Raw genomic sequence first — 17,021 nt, forward strand, 5'->3', positions numbered from 1 at the left:
TCAAAAACTATATTGTAGAATTTTATAATGCATAGTATAATTCTCATATCAGGGGGAAAGTAAATGGATGAAAAACTTCTTAGACATATGGCTGTCAACAGTGTTGCATTAATGTTAGTGGTAGTTTTGATATCTGTTGTAATATCACACTATGACCAAACTTTAACCTATGCAGACAGCAATCGTTTAAACGGCGATTCCTCGAATCCGGAATCAGATAAGGGGAACTTGCTGCCTACTGATTCCGGTAAGGCGGGAGATTCGGATAAGAAGGCGTTATATGATGGTAACATACTAGATAAACTGGGAGATAAATACCTGGTTATTAAGAAACCGGACAAAGCTCAATATACGGTTGATATAGAAGACCTTTACATGGACAGAAGCATACGCCTGACTATTCCGGGGGTTAAAAAAGAAACCTTTGACGGAACTTCTCTTGTGAGAATAAATCAGGACACGGAATTTACCGGCACACCAGGGAGCAAAGTCTCCCAAAGAATGGATGCCTCTAAATCCAAGCAAGGCAGTGAGACAGCTCCCATCCAAACAAGTCTTAACAAGGACTCAGAGAATGAAAGGTTGTTAATACCAAAAGTAATATCTGCAAACGGTAAAATAACGGATTATGGTACTGTTTCTCAGACACCTTTATCTGATCCAGTAAAAGATTACAGTATTGAATACAGACAGGAAGAGATTGACCACCAATATACTGTAACCATTAACATAGCGCTGGATTTTATATATGCACCGGTGCTTTATCAGGATGAAGCAAATATCTATGTGGATTTAAGGCGCCCTAAGGATGTTTATGACAAAATAGTTGTCATTGATGCTGGTCATGGCGGCAAGGATTGCGGGACCTTCTCAAAAGGAGAGCAGTATTATGAGAAGGATATGAATCTTAGTATGATATTAAAACTTAAGGAAATACTGGACCAGGAAGATTATAAGGTATATTATACAAGGACTGGGGATAATACTATTTTTTTAAATCCCAGAGTTAATTTTGCTAATGACGTAGAGGCGGATTTATTCATAAGTCTTCATTGCAATTCCAGCGAATCAGCAGAGCCTTATGGTTCTGAGGTCTTATATAACGAGAATCAGCAGGGAGCTGGATTTTTGTCGGAACAACTGGCAGAGATAGCCTTCGAAGAAATCAAAAAGGTGACCCACAGAGTCAACCGGGGACTGGTGCCAGGCAGTGAAATGGTTATTGTAGGTAAGTCAAAAGTTCCGGTGGTTCTAATAGAGGTAGCATTTATGTCCAACCAGGAGGATTTGAATTTCCTGTTAAAGGATGAAAATCAAAGGGCCATTGCAGAAGCTGTGAACAGAGTGATTTTAAGGTCTTTTGATAAAATGAAAAAATAAAGGGTAAGAGGAAACGTATGAGGAACAGGATAATATTTGCTACGACCAATGAAGGTAAATTAAAAGAAATCCGTTTGATTTTAAAGGATCTGGATTATGATATTATATCGATGAAAGATGCGGGGATTTGTATTGATATTGTAGAAGACGGCAGTACATTTGAAGAAAATGCCATTATAAAAGCCAGAACAATCATGGAACTTACCGGTGAAATGGTACTGGCAGATGATTCCGGGCTTGAAGTTGATGCCATGGATAAAGCACCTGGAATTTATTCTGCACGGTTTCTTGGTGAAACTACTTCTTATGATATAAAAAATAATTATATACTTGACCAGCTAAAGGGTCTGCCCTTAGAAGAGAGAAGTGCAAGGTTTGTATGCGTCATAGCCTGCGCATTTCCAGATGGGGAAATTGTTACGAAAAGAGCAACAATTGAAGGGTTTATTGGTAATGAAATAGCGGGGGATGGCGGTTTTGGATATGACCCGATCTTTTGGGTGCCGGAGTACGGATGCACCTCAGCCGAGCTGTCCACAGATATAAAAAATAAGATCAGTCACAGAGGAAAAGCCCTGGAAGCAATGAAAGATGTGATACGGGCATATGAAAAATCCGGAGAAAAAATTTCACATTTATAAATTAGGCTGGAGTTTATATGAAAATATTAATAGTAAGTGACTCTCACGGAAGGAATACGAATCTTGAGAAGGTATTGGAAAAAGTAAAACCGATTGATGTATTCCTTCACCTAGGTGATTTTGAAGGCAGTGAAGAGTATATCAGAAAGATTGTGGGCTGCAGGGCAGAGATGGTTCCGGGGAATAATGATTACTTTACCGGACTTGAAAAGGACAAGTTATTGACATTGGGTAATTACACAATATTTCTTACTCATGGGCACCGGTATGGTGTGAATTTCGGTACAGAACGATTAAAAGAGATTGCATTGCAGTATGGTGCCGATATTGCGATATTCGGACATACCCATAGACCTCTTATTGATATGAGTGGTGCCGTCTGGGCTGTTAACCCGGGAAGTATAACCCAGCCCCGGCAGGAGGGCGGAAAACCTTCTTACATTATTATGGAGATCGATCAGAACGGGCAGGCACATTTTACTTTGAATTATTTATAAATAAAGGGTTAACAATAGGACTATAAAAGCAATAAAGCCGGATAGCACCCTGTAAACACCTTTCTTTTCAATTTAGTAGTAAAATGCTAAAAAAAATTAAAAAAGTTGTTGACAATATAGAATCCCTATTATATAATAGTTCTTGCGTCACGGACGACAAGAAAAAATTCTTATAAAGCGGGGTGTAGCGCAGCTTGGCTAGCGCGTTTGATTTGGGATCAAGAGGTCGCAGGTTCGAATCCTGTCACCCCGATTGAATCATCTTATAAGAAGTGATTTCTTGGATAAGAATTATGAAGCAACAAGCGTTTTATGAAATATGCGGGTGTAGTTCAATGGTAGAACACTAGCCTTCCAAGCTAGATACGTGGGTTCGATTCCCATCACCCGCTTGATGTGTGTAACAGCATATCTTAAAGTGTGCTAGTAGCTCAGTTGGATAGAGCAATGGCCTTCTAAGCCATGTGTCGGGGGTTCGAATCCCTTCTGGCACGTTTTTTTATCTTGAACGGTTTAATCATAAGAATGATATACAATCATATTACTTTTGTTTGTAAAATTAACTAACATATTATAGTATGATATCGGACAAGATAAAGATAACGTAATTGAATACGGTGGGTATAGCGCAGTTGGTTAGCGCGCCAGATTGTGGCTCTGGAGGCCAAGGGTTCGAATCCCTTTATCCACCCTGGTTTGAAACCTTTGGGCTGTCGCCAAGCGGTAAGGCACAGGACTTTGACTCCTGCAGTCGCTGGTTCGAATCCAGCTAGCCCAGTTTCTGATTAATTAGATTAATCAGAATATATAAATTAGATGGGATATTAGCTCAGTCGGTAGAGCACTTGACTTTTAATCAAGGTGTCCCGGGTTCGAATCCCGGATGTCTCATTTTTATTTTTTTTTATTAGTTATTATGCGGATGTGGCGGAACTGGCAGACGCGCTAGACTTAGGATCTAGTGGGAGACCGTGCAGGTTCAATTCCTGTCATCCGCAGTAGAGAGAGAAAGACCTCGTAAGTTTTGTGCTTACGGGGTCTTTTTAACGATTTGAGGAGACAAGGGACTTGTCTTAAGCTCAGTAATATTTATTGAAGTTATATGGTTTGAATAACCGGTATAAAACGGTAAAGAATAATAAACGCAGAGGGATATGGTCTACCGGTACTTACTATAAGTCAAGCGGCATTGGATAGGATACTCTTTATCAGTAGTTACATATTATTTGAAGGAGATTAACCTTATGGATAAAATTGCACTAATTACAGATTCGGCTTGTGACATCGATTTAGAAACTGTGAATCAATATAATATACGTATTTTGCCTTTCAAGATTATATATAGTGACAGGGAATATACGGACAAGGTAGATATTACACCGGAAGAGATTTACGAAAATATGAACATCGAAATACCAAAGTCTTCCTTGCCGGCTATGGAGGATATCGAGAGGATTTATAAGAAATTAGCAGAAGAGAACTATACGCATGTCATAGCGGTGGTTATCTCAAGTGGTTTATCCGGTACGTATAATGCATTTAAACTGGTCAGTGAACAATTCCCGGAGATAAAAACCTATGTGTATGATACCAAATCAACTTCTGTGTGCGAAGGTATTATATTGAAACAATGCGGTGAACTTATTAACGCAGGGAAAAGCTTTCAGGAAATAGCCAATCAAATTCCTGAGATGAAAAAGCGGATGCACTTCTTCTTTGTCTTTGGTACGCTAGAGTATGCAAAAAAGGGGGGCAGGATAGGAAAAATCTCTGCAACCATCGGTGATTTTCTGGATATCAAACCAATTGTCGGTTTTGATGAAGACCATGGACAATGTTACACCTATGCTAAGGTCAGGGGAAGAAATAAATCCTTAAATAGACTGACGGAGTTAGGGAAGGAAACCGCTGAACAGAAACAATGTGATGCCTATATCGTTCATGGTAATTCAAAAGAAGATGCAGAAAAAGTTTACGAGCAGTTAATAAAGCTTCCCAGTATTAAACATGTATACCTGATTGGACAGATCAGTGCCATAGTAGGAGTTTATTCCGGGCCGGGAACCATAGGTGTTTGTTATGTAGAGCAATAAATTTTGAAACGAAAAGATCATATTACTTAGATATCCGCCTGAAACTAGTATTAGCTTGATCAGGCGGATTAATATCTTTTGAAAATTATTATAACTGAACTTCTTCTTTGCCGCCGCTTATATTATAGATGGTTGCAGTAGCTTCGGTAAAATAAAGAACTGCTAATATACCGTCGTCGATGCTGTACATTTTCTCTAAACCAGGCTGAGCCTTTAACATAGCTTCCTTGGCTTCTCTTCTGTCATCGGGTACTAACTTGCCGGCAATACGGATCCAATTGTAGGACTTGTCCATAGAAGTAATCTCTACCTTGGGATTCTTAAGAATCTGAGCATATACCTCCTTCTTATTGTTTGTACTGATATAAACTTTTCCTTCCCATTCCATAACTGCACCAAAGGGGCGTACGCGGGGCTGGTCATCTTCTACGGTAGCTAAGTAAAAAGTCTGGCTGTCTGCTAAAAATTGAGCTGCTTTATTCATGATATTGTTCCTTTCATTAATCTATGTTATAATGCTTTACAGAACAATTATAGCAGATATAAAAGTTCTAACAAGTACGATTATTTTATTGTGTTAGTATAAAATATATACTAAGCAGTTGTCAGGATTACATTGCTAAGGTTTAAATATCTGAATGATAATTAAATTATAGCGAATAAACGAAACAGAAAGGAAATTTACATGGAGCAGGAAGTTGACTTATTCGGAGTCTGCCCGTATACTACGGCGCAGAAAATCTTTACAGGCAAATGGGCTATTTTGATTATTTTTCATTTAACCGAAAAAACCCATCGCTTTGGCGAACTGCAGCGTAAAATACCGGGTATTACCCAGGCTGCACTGACAAAGCAGCTGCGTACTCTGGAGGAATATGGCATGATTAACAGGTATGTTTATCCGGAAGTCCCTCCGAAAGTGGAGTATTCCCTTACAGAGATTGGAAGGGAATTCATTCCGGTACTGAAGCAGTTCAACAGTTTCGGAACGAAATATATTACGTATCTAAAAAGCAGAGAAACCACCCAAAAGTAAAGGATAACATACACATGACGGAGACGATTCAAATCGGAGGCAGAGCCATAACTTATGAACTTATCCGGAAAAAGGTAAAAAATATTAACTTACATGTAAAAGCAGACGGAAGGATTATTATTTCTGCCAGTAACCGGGTCAGCAAAAAATATATCGAGGATTTTATTTTACGAAAAGCAGACTGGATTGAAAAGAGCCTGGAACGGTTTGAAAACAGAGAACCTGATAGTAATCATGAGTTTGAGCCTGGGGAGGGAAGTATCATAAAGCTTCTTGGAATGCAGTATCAGCTCCATATCACTGCATCAACCGAAAACTACATTGAATTAACAGACACAGATATCAGGATTCATACAAAGTACCCCAAAGATCAGAAGAAGATTGGGTCATTATGGGATAAGTGGTATAAGGAATTTATAAAAGGTGTATTTTATCAGGTGGTAAATGCCGTCCATCCAAAGTTCCTTTCCTACAAAATCCCCATGCCCGACATAAAGATAAGGAAAATGAAAGCCCGCTGGGGTTCCTGTGCCGTATACGACAGCCGGATCACCTTAAATACGGCACTAATCCATGCACCTCTTGTCTGTATTGAATATGTAGCGGCCCACGAACTGACACATTTTATCCATCCGAATCACAGCACCAGGTTTTATGCCATGCTTGGCAGTATTATGCCCGATTATAAGGAGCGGAAGAAATTATTGGAGCGGCAGGGAATCTACTATTAGTGATGCCTGATAATTTAAATCATTACTGTGTAATAAGCATTGGTGTGAAAATGAACATAATAAACATAGTAAATATTTATTAGTCGACACAAAATATTAAGTATTGACATAAACTATTTTATAAGCTAATATTATCAAATGAGTAGGGTAAACGGCTATTTTGAATAAACGAATAGTTTTAGCGGAATTAAATTGATAGTTACATGAAGGTTCTAATAAATTAAGAAATACCATAAATAGTGGTCTAGAGTATCTTTCGATGGAGAAAAGACGGTTATTTTTGGTATTTTTTTTGTTTATTCAAAATCAGATACCTTGATTATTAATTATTAGAGTAATGTAACAGCAATAAATTCATTTAAGTTTAGAAGGTGATTTTTATGAGAGAGACCGGTTGTTTTGCACTAAAGGGAAATATTATTTATCCGGATTCCATAGATCAGATACGTTATGTACCAAAGGGGTATCTAATATGTGAAAACGGAAAAGTAATGGGGGTTTATAATAACCTGCCGGAGGGCTATCTTAATATAAGAGTAACGGATTACGGTGACAGGCTGATAATACCAGGACTTACAGACCTTCATATCCACGGACCCCAGTATGCTTTCCGGGGTCTTTCCATGGATTTGGAGCTGATTGACTGGCTGAATGAGAATACCTTTCCAGAAGAAGCCAGGTATTCCGATTTGGAGTATGCAAAAAAGGCTTATACTATATTTGTAAATGACTTAAAGAACAGTGCGACTACAAGAGCCTGTATATTTGGAACAATTCATGAGGAAGCCACGGTCTTGTTAATGGAGCTTCTTGAGGCAACCGGACTTAAGTGTCTGGTAGGAAAAGTAAACATGGACCGGAACAGTCCCGATTATCTTTGTGAGTCCAGTGCCTGGTCTGCTAAGAGTACCAGAAGATGGTTAAAAGACGCCCTTAAAAAGTATAAGAATGTGGCACCAATTATTACCCCAAGGTTTCTGCCCACCTGTTCAGAGGCATTGCTTAAGGAACTGGCAGCTCTTTCGGAGGAATATATGTGTCCCGTACAGTCCCACCTGTCTGAAAATATTGCAGAAGTGAAATGGGTCAGGGAACTTTGTAAAGAGGCAAAAAGCTATAGTGATGCCTATGACCGTTTTGGACTATTTGGAGGGAAAGTACCAACTGTTATGGCACATTGTGTATACATAACGGAAGAAGAGATTGAGCTGATGAAGAAAAATCAGGTATTTGTTGCTCATTGTCCGGAATCTAACACGAATTTATCCTCAGGCATTGCACCGGTAAGAAAATTCCTTGAGGAGAAAGTGCCGGTGGGACTGGGCTCAGATGTGGCAGCAGGGAGTTCTAACTCCATATTTAAAGCTATGGCAGCTGCGATACAGGTATCCAAGCTTCGGTGGCGTTTAGTGGATTCTGATTTAAAGCCCCTGACCATAGAAGAAGCTTTTTATATGGGAACGAAAGGCGGCGGAGCATTCTTTGGCAAGGTAGGGAGTTTTTTAGAAGGGTATGAATTTGATGCGGTTATTATAGATGACAGCAGTTTAGCTCACCCGCAGCCTCTTAACTTAAAACAGAGACTGGAACGAGTGATTTATTTATCGGATGATAGACATATCTGTGATAAATACGTTTCTGGAAGCCGGATTGAGATAAGGGATACGGTTAAGGATTTGAGGCAGTTGATGTAAAAGGATTAGATTGATTAATTGAACAAAGCGATTGACACAAAGTGGGAGCCAAGTTATACTATAGGGTAATCCAGAAAGGATGGGATACATGAGAATTAAAAACGGGGATGAAAAGCCAGAGGAGAAGATACTGGATGCAGCACTGGAGGTTGTTATTGAAAATACCATATGCGGAACCAGAATGCATTTAATTGCGGACAGAGCCGGAATGGTACAGTCGAATTTACATTATTATTATAAGACAAAAAATGATTTGATGCTTGCTTTGCAAAAGAAAGTATTAAGGCGGTGTTTAGAAATCAGGGATCGTTTAAAAGTAGATGCGAAAAATACTCTGGAAGGGCAGCTCGATGTATTTATCAGACAAAAGCTGGAATTTATTCTAAAAGAAGAGGAATATGATTTTGCTGAGATTGATTTCTGGGTTCAGGGACATATTAATACTGAGATTCAGACAGCCTTTGCCGCTTCCTTTGAGGGATGGAGGAAAGAAATTGGTGAAATGCTAGATAAGTATGAACCGGATCTGTCAAAACAAAAGAGGGAATATCTTCCTTACCTTATTGTATCTCTCTTAGAAGGTGCATCCATACAGTTTCTAATTAATAAAGGCCGGTTTAATGTGGAGGAATATTTTAAATTATGTAAAAGCATAATAATAAAAGCCATAAAAGAATAAGCGTTAAAAACATATGAAAAATGTAAAAGCATATGCCAAAAGGTAAAACACAAGAAAAGGTATTTAGATAAATATACACATAAGACAACGGAATAATATAATCGAATTTACATAGGTGTAAAATACAGGTAGGAGTCTGTCTATTTACATCTTTTTTATTATAAACGTTTCATATAAAAAAGGAAGTGAATTTTTGAAACTGATTAATACGACGGAAGCAGTGGGACATGTAATATGTCATGACATAACCAGGATTGTAAAAGATGTGGCCAAGGAAACAGTATTTCGTAAAGGTCATATTGTTACAGAAGAAGATATACCGGTTTTATTATCCATAGGCAAGGACCATCTTTATATCTGGGAGAAAACAGAAGGAATCCTTCATGAAAATGAAGCGGCCGAAATACTATATGAAATCTGTAAGAATGAACATATGACTCCTTCGGAAATAAAAGAAGGAAAGATAGACATATTGGCTTCTATAGATGGTCTGTTTAAAGCAGATAAAAAGCGGCTGAGGCAGATTAATTCTCTGGGGGAAATCATGATTGCCACAAGGCATGGGGATTTTCCGGTTAAGAAAGGGGATAAGTTAGCCGGCACCAGAGTCATACCTCTGGTAATAGAAGAAAAAAAATTAAATTTAGCAAAAGAAATCGCGGGGAAGGAACCAATACTTCAGATACTGCCCTTTGTAAACAAAAAGGCAGGTATTGTTACCACTGGTAATGAAGTGTTTTACGGCAGGATAAAGGATGCCTTTGGTCCTGTAATAAGGGATAAGTTAAGTGAATATTCTGTTGAAGTTTTAGGTCAGAGCATCGTTAATGATGATACGGATAAAATTACCGGTGCAATCCTAACATTTATAGAGGAGGGAGCAGATTTTATCATATGTACCGGTGGTATGAGCGTGGACCCGGATGATACTACTCCAACCGCTATAAAGAATACCGGTGCCGAGCTTATCTCTTACGGCGCACCGGTACTGCCTGGAGCAATGTTCCTTCTTTCTTATTATAAAGGTACTATTCCTGTTATTGGTCTTCCCGGCTGTGTCATGTATTCCAGGCGGACAATATTTGACCTTGTACTACCACGTATTATGGCAAATGACCGGATAACCAATGAGGATCTTGCCAATCTTGGTCATGGCGGGCTTTGCTTAAACTGCGAAGTATGTACATTTCCAAACTGTGGTTTTGGAAAGTAGTAATTATTAATTTGTAAGGAATTAAGAAGGAAAAGAATTAAGAAGGTAAAGAATTAAGAAAGTAAAAATTTGAAAAGTAAAGGGTAGATGTATCTGCTATATTTGGTGTAATGCCTTTTCGTACCAGGTCATTAGATTGGACAATCAATCAAATTAATAATACGATAGAAATCAGGTGATACCATGGATAATCAATTCAGCCATTTTGACAGCCGCGGCAATGCGGTTATGGTAGATGTTACTGAGAAAGAAGTGACGGAGAGAACAGCCGTTGCAAAAGGGAGCATAATAGTAAATAAAGAGGTACTTGACCTAATTAAAAGTGGGGAAGTTACAAAGGGAGATGTTCTTGGAGTTGCAAGAGTGGCAGGAATCATGGCCATAAAACGAACCGGAGATTTAATACCCATGTGCCACCCGCTTATGTTAACCGGCAGTTCCATCGACTTTACAATAGAGGAAGCACAAAGTAAGATTACAGTTACCGCGGTGGCAAAACTATATGGCAAAACAGGAGTTGAGATGGAGGCATTAACCGGAGCAACGGTTGCCTTACTCACTATTTATGATATGTGTAAAGCTGTTGATAAGAATATGGAAATCACAGAGGTTTATCTTGCTAAAAAGACTGGAGGGAAAAGCGGAAATTATCGTAATCCCAAGGAAAAGTAAGACAGCAGTTCTGTAGTTATGTTAACAATTTGACCCATTAGATTGGAGCAGCAGATGATAGATCAATATGGCAGGAACATAGATTATATGAGAATTTCGGTAACTGACCGCTGTAATTTACGTTGTTTATACTGTATGCCAGAGGAAGGTATAGAATGTTTAAACCCTTCGGATATTCTAAGTTTTGAAGAAATAGTAACGACAGCAGAAGCGGCCGCTTTGCTTGGCATTAAGAAAATTAAAATTACCGGTGGGGAACCCTTAGTCAGAAAAGATATTCCAAACCTTATAGGAAAAATAAAAGGTATTAAGGGAATTGAAGTAGTAACTATGACTACGAATGGTATTTTACTAAAAAATATGGCAAAGGATTTAAAACAGGCAGGTCTTGACGGTATCAATATAAGTCTTGATACCATAGACCCCAAGCGGTTTAAGGTGCTGACCAGGTTTGATAAATTAGATGAGGTTTTGGCGGGTATCCGGGAAATTTCTTCTTTGGGGATTAAAACAAAGTTAAATTGCGTTCCGATCAATAAGATTGGTGAAGAGGAACTTACTAAAATAGCAGAGTTTTCTGGTGGAAATATTCTGGTTCGCTTTATAGAGCTGATGCCGATTGGTCTTGGAAAAGAATTTCAATTAATACCGTACCAGACAGTGAAAAAAATACTGGAAGACAAATATGGAGCCAGTCGGTTAAATCCTAAGAAATTTGGTAACGGTCCGGCAGTTTATTATGATTTTCCAGGTCTTTCTGGTAGTATTGGCTTTATCACTGCTATGAGCCATGAATTCTGCGGGACATGTAACCGGATACGCTTAACGGCGGCAGGGGATATAAAACTTTGCCTCCATCACATGGAGGGGATTTCCCTAAAGCCATATCTTGAAAACCATATATCAAAAGATAAGCTGGCAGAACTCCTTAAAGAAGTTATTTATCAGAAACCTGCCCATCACTGCTTTCATGAAGAAAAAGGGCAGGATGTGGAATGGCGCAACATGGTTCAGATTGGAGGTTAAAGGTTGGAAGAAAATATTAGAATGGAAAGGATACCACATTACGATTCTTTCAACCTGTGAAACTTATTTCACATTTTATTATGTGGCAGTATCGTAAGTGAACTTGCGATATGCGATGGGTATAAAAATGGGTAAAGTAATGGCAGTATGTATCAGTGAAAAGAGGGGCACTAAAAAAGTTAATGTCAACGAGGCAAAATTAATCCCAAACTTTGGGCTGGACCAGGATGCCCATGCCGGGAACTGGCATCGCCAGGTCAGCCTCTTATCCTTTGATAAAGTAGAAGAATTCCGTAAAAGGGGTGCTGCTGTTTTAGAGGGAGCATTTGGCGAAAACCTGTTAGTGGAGGGAATTGATTTTAAAAGCCTACCGGTAGGGACTAAATTCTCCTGCGGGGAAGCTGAACTTGAATTGACTCAGATTGGAAAGGAATGCCACTCCCATTGCGAGATATATAAACAGGTGGGGGACTGCATTATGCCTAGAGAAGGGGTATTTGCAAGAGTCTTAAAAGGCGGGACTATAAAAGTAGGAGATGATTTATATGTCATTTGAGCATAAATTCCGGGTCGGTATCCTTACTGCAAGTGATAAAGGAGCTGCAGGGGAAAGAGAAGATTTAAGCGGGACGGCTATAAGGGATATCATTACGGAGTGGGGATATATGGTGGCAAGTTATAGTATATTACCGGATGAAGTGGAGGAACTGGAGCAGGAGATGAAACGCCTTGCAGACGAGGATATCTGTGATTTAATTCTTACTACTGGAGGCACCGGCTTTTCTGTAAGGGATGTTACTCCGGAAGCTACGCTGGCGGTATCGGAACGCCTGGTGCCTGGAATTCCGGAAGCCATCAGGGCTTACAGCATGACTATCACCAAACGTGCCATGTTAAGCCGCGGAACAGCAGGGATCCGTAAACAGGCTCTGATTGTCAACCTTCCCGGAAGCCCCAAAGCTGTAAAAGAAAGCCTTACTTATATTATGAGTGAGCTAGAGCATGGGTTGATGATATTAAAAGGGATGACTGGTGAATGTGCCAGAAAGGAATAGGGAACTTATGAATTTCTATGGGAAGCTGTTGAAAGCCTTGGATAACAATGAGAATAAGCTGGTCATAACCACCCTCGGGAAAACAGCCGGAACTTTAAATAGTGACTTTGACCGGAACGTATTAAATACAGCGGATATGTTTACTGACCGGAATACTAAGAGCAGTCTCACAAATCATGAATCACCAGGTAATGGAATAACATATATCAACAGAATAACGGATAATGGAGTAGATAATAACAGAGTAGATAATAACAGAGTAGATAATAACAGAATAGATAATAATGTAATAACAGATAACAGAAAAAAGGATATAGAGTTAATAGATACGACATTAACAGATATGGATTTCATAAACTCTGCAAAAGAAGTTCTAAAATCTGGAAAGCCCAAAGTTATGAAAGAGGGTGAAAAAACCATCTTTATGGAACCTTTTTATCCAAGAGAGAGGCTTATTATCCTTGGAGGTGGTCACATTGCCCTGCCGCTTGCTGAGTTTAGCGCGAAAACCGGTTATTCCGTAACCGTAGTGGATGACAGACCCTCCTTTGCCAATAAAGCCAGATTCCCCTACGCAGAGAATGTGATCTGTGAGAGTTTTGGAAAAGCCCTGGAGCAGTTAAAACTGACGGCCTATGATTACCTTGTGGTTATTACAAGGGGGCACAGGCATGATACGGAGTGTTTAAGATATATTTTAAGACAGCCGGAGACAATCTATCTTGGTATGATAGGCTCAAGGAGGCGGGTTGGGGTAGTTTTGGATATGTTAAAGGAAGAAGGTTTTGACAAAGAGCGGATAAACCGCATCTGTACCCCTATCGGGCTTTCCATCGGTGCCGTAACGCCAGAAGAAATCAGCATCTCCATTCTGGCTCAGCTTATCAGCAGAAAACGCCTGGACCGGAATGAAACCTTTACTGTGAACCGGTCTGATTTAGACCTTAAGGTGCTTGAGCTGTTAGCCAGTGAGGAAGATATTCCCAAAAGTATTGTTACCGTTATTGATACGAAAGGCTCCACCCCAAGAGGAGTAGGAGCTAAAATGATTGTTTATGAAACGGGTCAGATTGCAGGAAGTATCGGCGGTGGCTGCAGTGAAGCACAAGTGATACACAATGCCGTTGGAATAATCGGCAGTAAATCCTTTCTGTTACAGACCATAGATATGACCGGAGAGACAGCGGAATCGGAAGGTATGGTGTGTGGGGGGATTATGGAAGTTCTGATTGAGGATTGCATATAAGAAACTGTGAGGAGTACTATTTTGAAAAATATGGTAATTATTTTATTTATACTATGTCTCAATGTTTTTTCAGTTGTTGGTTGTTCGTCAAAACAAAAAGCACCTGAACTAACAATCTCTGTTAAAGGTAAAGAAATACCATACACTGTTGAAAAATTGGAGGATAATGAAGTTGATAGGGAGGATACAGAGGAACAATTAACTAAAAACTTAATTGAAAATGAAGAAATACCATATATAAAAATTGGAGAAATCATTATAATACAATTTGGAAAAAAGTATCCTGATCAAATAGTAGTTAAGGACTGTTTATTAAATAAGGATGGAACACGAAAATATTCTGAAAATTTAACTAGGGAGACACAGTTAGAATTAAAGGAAGATACACTGCAATATGAATTAACTCCTCACATAGCGACTGGTTTAAGTTCTGATCGTAATGATTATTTAGATGGAAATGTGGTAAGAGGAGTCTCCTTTGTATATGATAGGGATGGAGAAGAATATGAATACACATTTGTAATAAAAACAGACGCTAAGTAACGAATAGATTCTCAGAAAAAAGGAACTTAACAAATAGGTGAGAACTGCAAATAAAAAACATTTGACTTTTCAATATACCGGTGGTAAACTACATACAATAAATTTTAACTCATAGGCGAGATATGTTACGAAAGTAATGTATTCCGCCTTTTTTTATTGTATAGAAAATTCTTTAAGTTCCCTTTTAATGAAATATCCTGTCTGGGAGTAATCACTACTTGCAATGTTTTGGCGGAGGGTCTGAGTGCCCTTATCGCAAGAGGAGGTAAGGATTTTATTACCGAATTGGCAGCCGGTAAGCGTTGGAATCTAACGAGTTGGGGAGCAGTTCTGGTATAATTTTGATTGACTAATCAATCTAGGACTCAATGGTCAACGTGAAAAAGAGCATCCTCTTCCTCTATTGTTTGGGATACCCAGTAAAGAGGAGTGACGGGAAGGTAAAAAGAAATTAATGGTAAAAAGTATTATAAGAAATGAAAGGTTGCCACGATATAATTCTTTCAAAGATTGAAAGAATCTAGTCCAAAAGGATATTTGTGGCAGTATTCCAGGGGAGCTTGGGATATACAAAGGGTATAAATATGAACACGGATGCCGTAATTCTGGCAGGAGGTTACTCCTCCAGAGCCAATGCGTTTAAAATGGAACTTAGCCTGGAAGGAAAACCGATATTACAACATGTAATTGACGCATTTTTCCCTGTATGTAACCGCATTATTGTAGTGGGAGGTTATCAGGTGGAGAGGCTTTATCCTCTGGTAGAAAGCTATAAAGACAAAGTTTTGGTGGTAACGAATAAGGAGTTTGAGAAAGGCATGTTTACCTCAGTAAAAAGGGGAATAACAGAAGTTACCGCTTCCCGTTTCTTTTTGACTCCAGGAGATTATCCTCTTATTACTACGGATATCTTGAGAAAGCTCTTAGAGAATGAAGGCGAAATTGTAAAACCGGTATACCAGGGGAGGGGAGGACATCCTATATTGCTGCCCTTTAGCTGTATAAAAGAAATTTTAGCAGAACCGGAGGATTCCAATCTAAAATTGTATTTGAATAAAAAGCAGATAACGCAAATAGAGACAGAGGATGAGAGCATATTATTAGATGTAGATACTCAGTTGGATTATGAAAAGGTAATACGGTTTAAAAGTGTAAAGTCTAATGGTAATGAAAAGTAATAAATAGATTGGAGTGATACTTAGTGGATTTAGGAATTGTTAACGGCAGAGTTTATATAGATGGGGAACTATATGAAGAAAATATTTATATAAAAGACGGAATAATTAACACCATAACCAAAGAATTTTTACCTTGTAAAAAAGAATACGATGCAAAGGGCAATATGGTTCTGCCGGGGTTTATCGATCCACATGTTCACTTTCATTTGACTGTAGGGGCTAACACCTCCAAAGATGATTTTCATTCCGGTTCCATTCAGGGGGCATTGGGAGGCGTTACCACCTATATTGATTTTCTGGATCCTATAAAATATGTCGGTCAGTTTGAAGAAGCTTTGCGTAACCGCAGGGAGCTGGCAAGTGGAAGTGTAACCGATTATGGATTCCATACAACCATAGCAAATCCGGCAGATAGTGCAGAAGATATTATACAGGCAGGCTTAAGGGAAGGAATCCCCTCGGTTAAGTTATTTACCACTTATTCTAATACGGACCGGAGAACCTATGATGATTATATTGATTCATTACTAAAAGTGTCCAAGGAATTAAAGTGCCGGATTGTGGTCCATGCAGAGAATGACCTCCTGGTAAAGAGTGATAGCAATATCCTGGTAAAAGACCATGAAAAATCAAGACCTGTAATCAGTGAGAGAACGGAAATCCTAAAACTTGCCGAACTTGCCAGAGAACGGGACGGCTTATTGTATATTGTCCATGTCAGTGCCGGCAGTTCTGTAAAGCTGCTTTCGGAGAATTACCAAAGAGAGCTTACCAATAAAACCATAATTTTAGAAAGCTGTCCTCATTATTTTTTATTTAACAGCGATTGGTATGAAAAAGAAGAAGGATATCTCTATACCATGACTCCTCCCTTAAGGGAGGAAAAGGAGCGGAAACTTATTAATAAATATATGGAGGAGATTACGGTTATCGGAACCGATCACTGTCCTTTTGATACTGCCCTTAAAAAGGCTTTCAGGACCAGTCAGATTCCCATGGGAGTTGGGGGCATCCGTTATTCCTTTGTTACTATGTTTTCGGAATTCGGACCGGCAATCATTCCTAAATTCACCGAAGGACCGGCAAAAGCTTATGGAATGTACCCGAGAAAAGGTACGCTGATTCCAGGCGCGGATGGGGATGTTGTGATATTTGATGACAGTATTACGGTAGAAATACAGGATGAGGATTCCATTTATCATAAAAGAAGTGTAAAGGGAAAAATACAGGGAGTATTCTTAAGAGGAAATCAAATTGTGGATCAGGGTATATTTTTAGGAGGCCACGGTGGATATATCAGTCGGAAATTAGGACTATAGTGGATAAACCGAATGTTT

General features: G+C 39.1%; 18 protein-coding genes and 7 tRNA genes. 24 read left to right on the plus strand and 1 reads right to left on the minus strand.

The genetic code is table 11. From position 1 onward, the window contains the following. Positions 1-63: 63 nt before the first annotated feature. From QA584_RS02345 to QA584_RS02395, 11 genes are all read left to right on the plus strand, one after another. Entirely contained in the window at positions 64-1,380 is a 1,317-nt protein-coding gene (locus QA584_RS02345) for an N-acetylmuramoyl-L-alanine amidase family protein (RefSeq protein WP_278272904.1), read from the plus strand. 17 nt (positions 1,381-1,397) lie between these two features. After that, entirely contained in the window at positions 1,398-2,021 is a 624-nt protein-coding gene (locus tag QA584_RS02350) for an XTP/dITP diphosphatase (protein WP_278272905.1), read from the plus strand. A gap of 17 nt (positions 2,022-2,038) precedes the next feature. Next, positions 2,039-2,518, plus strand: coding sequence for a metallophosphoesterase family protein (locus QA584_RS02355; RefSeq protein ID WP_278272906.1), 480 nt, complete (start codon positions 2,039-2,041; stop codon positions 2,516-2,518). A 178-nt stretch (positions 2,519-2,696) separates the two neighbouring features. Next, positions 2,697-2,771, plus strand: a tRNA-Pro gene (locus QA584_RS02360). A 68-nt stretch (positions 2,772-2,839) separates the two neighbouring features. Next, positions 2,840-2,910 (plus strand) — tRNA-Gly (locus QA584_RS02365). Between the two features lie 28 nt (positions 2,911-2,938). Further along, a tRNA-Arg gene (locus QA584_RS02370) sits at positions 2,939-3,012 on the plus strand. A 123-nt stretch (positions 3,013-3,135) separates the two neighbouring features. Further along, a tRNA-His gene (locus QA584_RS02375) sits at positions 3,136-3,209 on the plus strand. Between the two features lie 15 nt (positions 3,210-3,224). Further along, positions 3,225-3,296: transfer RNA gene (locus QA584_RS02380), tRNA-Gln, on the plus strand. 40 nt (positions 3,297-3,336) lie between these two features. Further along, positions 3,337-3,409, plus strand: a tRNA-Lys gene (locus tag QA584_RS02385). A gap of 27 nt (positions 3,410-3,436) precedes the next feature. Further along, positions 3,437-3,516: transfer RNA gene (locus QA584_RS02390), tRNA-Leu, on the plus strand. Between the two features lie 246 nt (positions 3,517-3,762). After that, positions 3,763-4,611, plus strand: coding sequence for a DegV family protein (locus QA584_RS02395; RefSeq protein WP_278272907.1), 849 nt, complete (start codon positions 3,763-3,765; stop codon positions 4,609-4,611). A gap of 88 nt (positions 4,612-4,699) precedes the next feature. On the opposite strand, the gene QA584_RS02400 is transcribed toward QA584_RS02395, so the two are convergent. Next, a complete protein-coding gene (locus QA584_RS02400) occupies positions 4,700-5,095 on the minus strand; it encodes a pyridoxamine 5'-phosphate oxidase family protein (RefSeq protein ID WP_278272908.1) in 396 nt (131 codons plus the stop codon). 201 nt (positions 5,096-5,296) lie between these two features. Between QA584_RS02400 and QA584_RS02405 the strand changes: the two genes are divergently transcribed. The 13 genes from QA584_RS02405 (at position 5,297) to QA584_RS02465 (ending at position 17,003) form a co-directional block, all read left to right on the plus strand. Further along, positions 5,297-5,647: a winged helix-turn-helix transcriptional regulator gene (locus tag QA584_RS02405; RefSeq protein WP_278272909.1), complete on the plus strand. Its 351-nt coding sequence runs from the start codon at positions 5,297-5,299 to the stop codon at positions 5,645-5,647. Between the two features lie 14 nt (positions 5,648-5,661). Next, the gene (locus QA584_RS02410) at positions 5,662-6,378 is read left to right on the plus strand and encodes a M48 family metallopeptidase (protein WP_278272910.1); all 717 of its coding nucleotides are present in this window, start codon (positions 5,662-5,664) and stop codon (positions 6,376-6,378) included. A 380-nt stretch (positions 6,379-6,758) separates the two neighbouring features. Further along, positions 6,759-8,072: an amidohydrolase family protein gene (locus QA584_RS02415; protein WP_278272911.1), complete on the plus strand. Its 1,314-nt coding sequence runs from the start codon at positions 6,759-6,761 to the stop codon at positions 8,070-8,072. Between the two features lie 88 nt (positions 8,073-8,160). Next, positions 8,161-8,751, plus strand: a complete 591-nt coding sequence (locus QA584_RS02420; RefSeq protein WP_278272912.1) for a TetR/AcrR family transcriptional regulator — start codon at positions 8,161-8,163, stop codon at positions 8,749-8,751. A 193-nt stretch (positions 8,752-8,944) separates the two neighbouring features. Then, a complete protein-coding gene (locus QA584_RS02425) occupies positions 8,945-9,964 on the plus strand; it encodes a molybdopterin-binding protein (RefSeq protein ID WP_278272913.1) in 1,020 nt (339 codons plus the stop codon). Between the two features lie 183 nt (positions 9,965-10,147). Continuing rightward, complete coding sequence (gene moaC / locus QA584_RS02430) at positions 10,148-10,636, plus strand: cyclic pyranopterin monophosphate synthase MoaC (RefSeq protein WP_278272914.1); 489 nt, start codon at positions 10,148-10,150, stop codon at positions 10,634-10,636. A 54-nt stretch (positions 10,637-10,690) separates the two neighbouring features. Beyond that, positions 10,691-11,662 carry a GTP 3',8-cyclase MoaA gene (gene moaA / locus QA584_RS02435; protein WP_278272915.1) on the plus strand — a complete coding sequence of 324 codons (972 nt, stop codon included), beginning with the start codon at positions 10,691-10,693 and terminating at the stop codon, positions 11,660-11,662. 127 nt (positions 11,663-11,789) lie between these two features. After that, on the plus strand, positions 11,790-12,218 hold the full coding sequence (locus QA584_RS02440) for an MOSC domain-containing protein (RefSeq protein WP_278272916.1): 429 nt from the start codon (positions 11,790-11,792) through the stop codon (positions 12,216-12,218). After that, entirely contained in the window at positions 12,208-12,717 is a 510-nt protein-coding gene (locus tag QA584_RS02445; protein ID WP_278272917.1) for a MogA/MoaB family molybdenum cofactor biosynthesis protein, read from the plus strand. The genes QA584_RS02440 and QA584_RS02445 overlap by 11 nt, the downstream gene beginning before the upstream one ends. After that, positions 12,701-13,963, plus strand: a complete 1,263-nt coding sequence (locus QA584_RS02450) for an XdhC family protein (RefSeq protein ID WP_278272918.1) — start codon at positions 12,701-12,703, stop codon at positions 13,961-13,963. Before QA584_RS02445 ends, QA584_RS02450 begins: the two co-directional genes overlap by 17 nt. Before the next feature lie 21 nt (positions 13,964-13,984). Continuing rightward, a complete protein-coding gene (locus QA584_RS02455) occupies positions 13,985-14,506 on the plus strand; it encodes a hypothetical protein (protein WP_278272919.1) in 522 nt (173 codons plus the stop codon). Positions 14,507-15,090: 584 nt separating this feature from the next. Then, on the plus strand, positions 15,091-15,684 hold the full coding sequence (locus QA584_RS02460; protein WP_278272920.1) for a nucleotidyltransferase family protein: 594 nt from the start codon (positions 15,091-15,093) through the stop codon (positions 15,682-15,684). Between the two features lie 23 nt (positions 15,685-15,707). Further along, complete coding sequence (locus QA584_RS02465) at positions 15,708-17,003, plus strand: amidohydrolase family protein (RefSeq protein WP_278272921.1); 1,296 nt, start codon at positions 15,708-15,710, stop codon at positions 17,001-17,003. The last annotated feature ends 18 nt before the right edge of the window (positions 17,004-17,021 follow it).

The sequence above is a fragment of the Anaerocolumna sp. AGMB13025 genome (assembly GCF_029689925.1).
GTDB lineage: Bacteria > Bacillota > Clostridia > Lachnospirales > Lachnospiraceae > Anaerocolumna.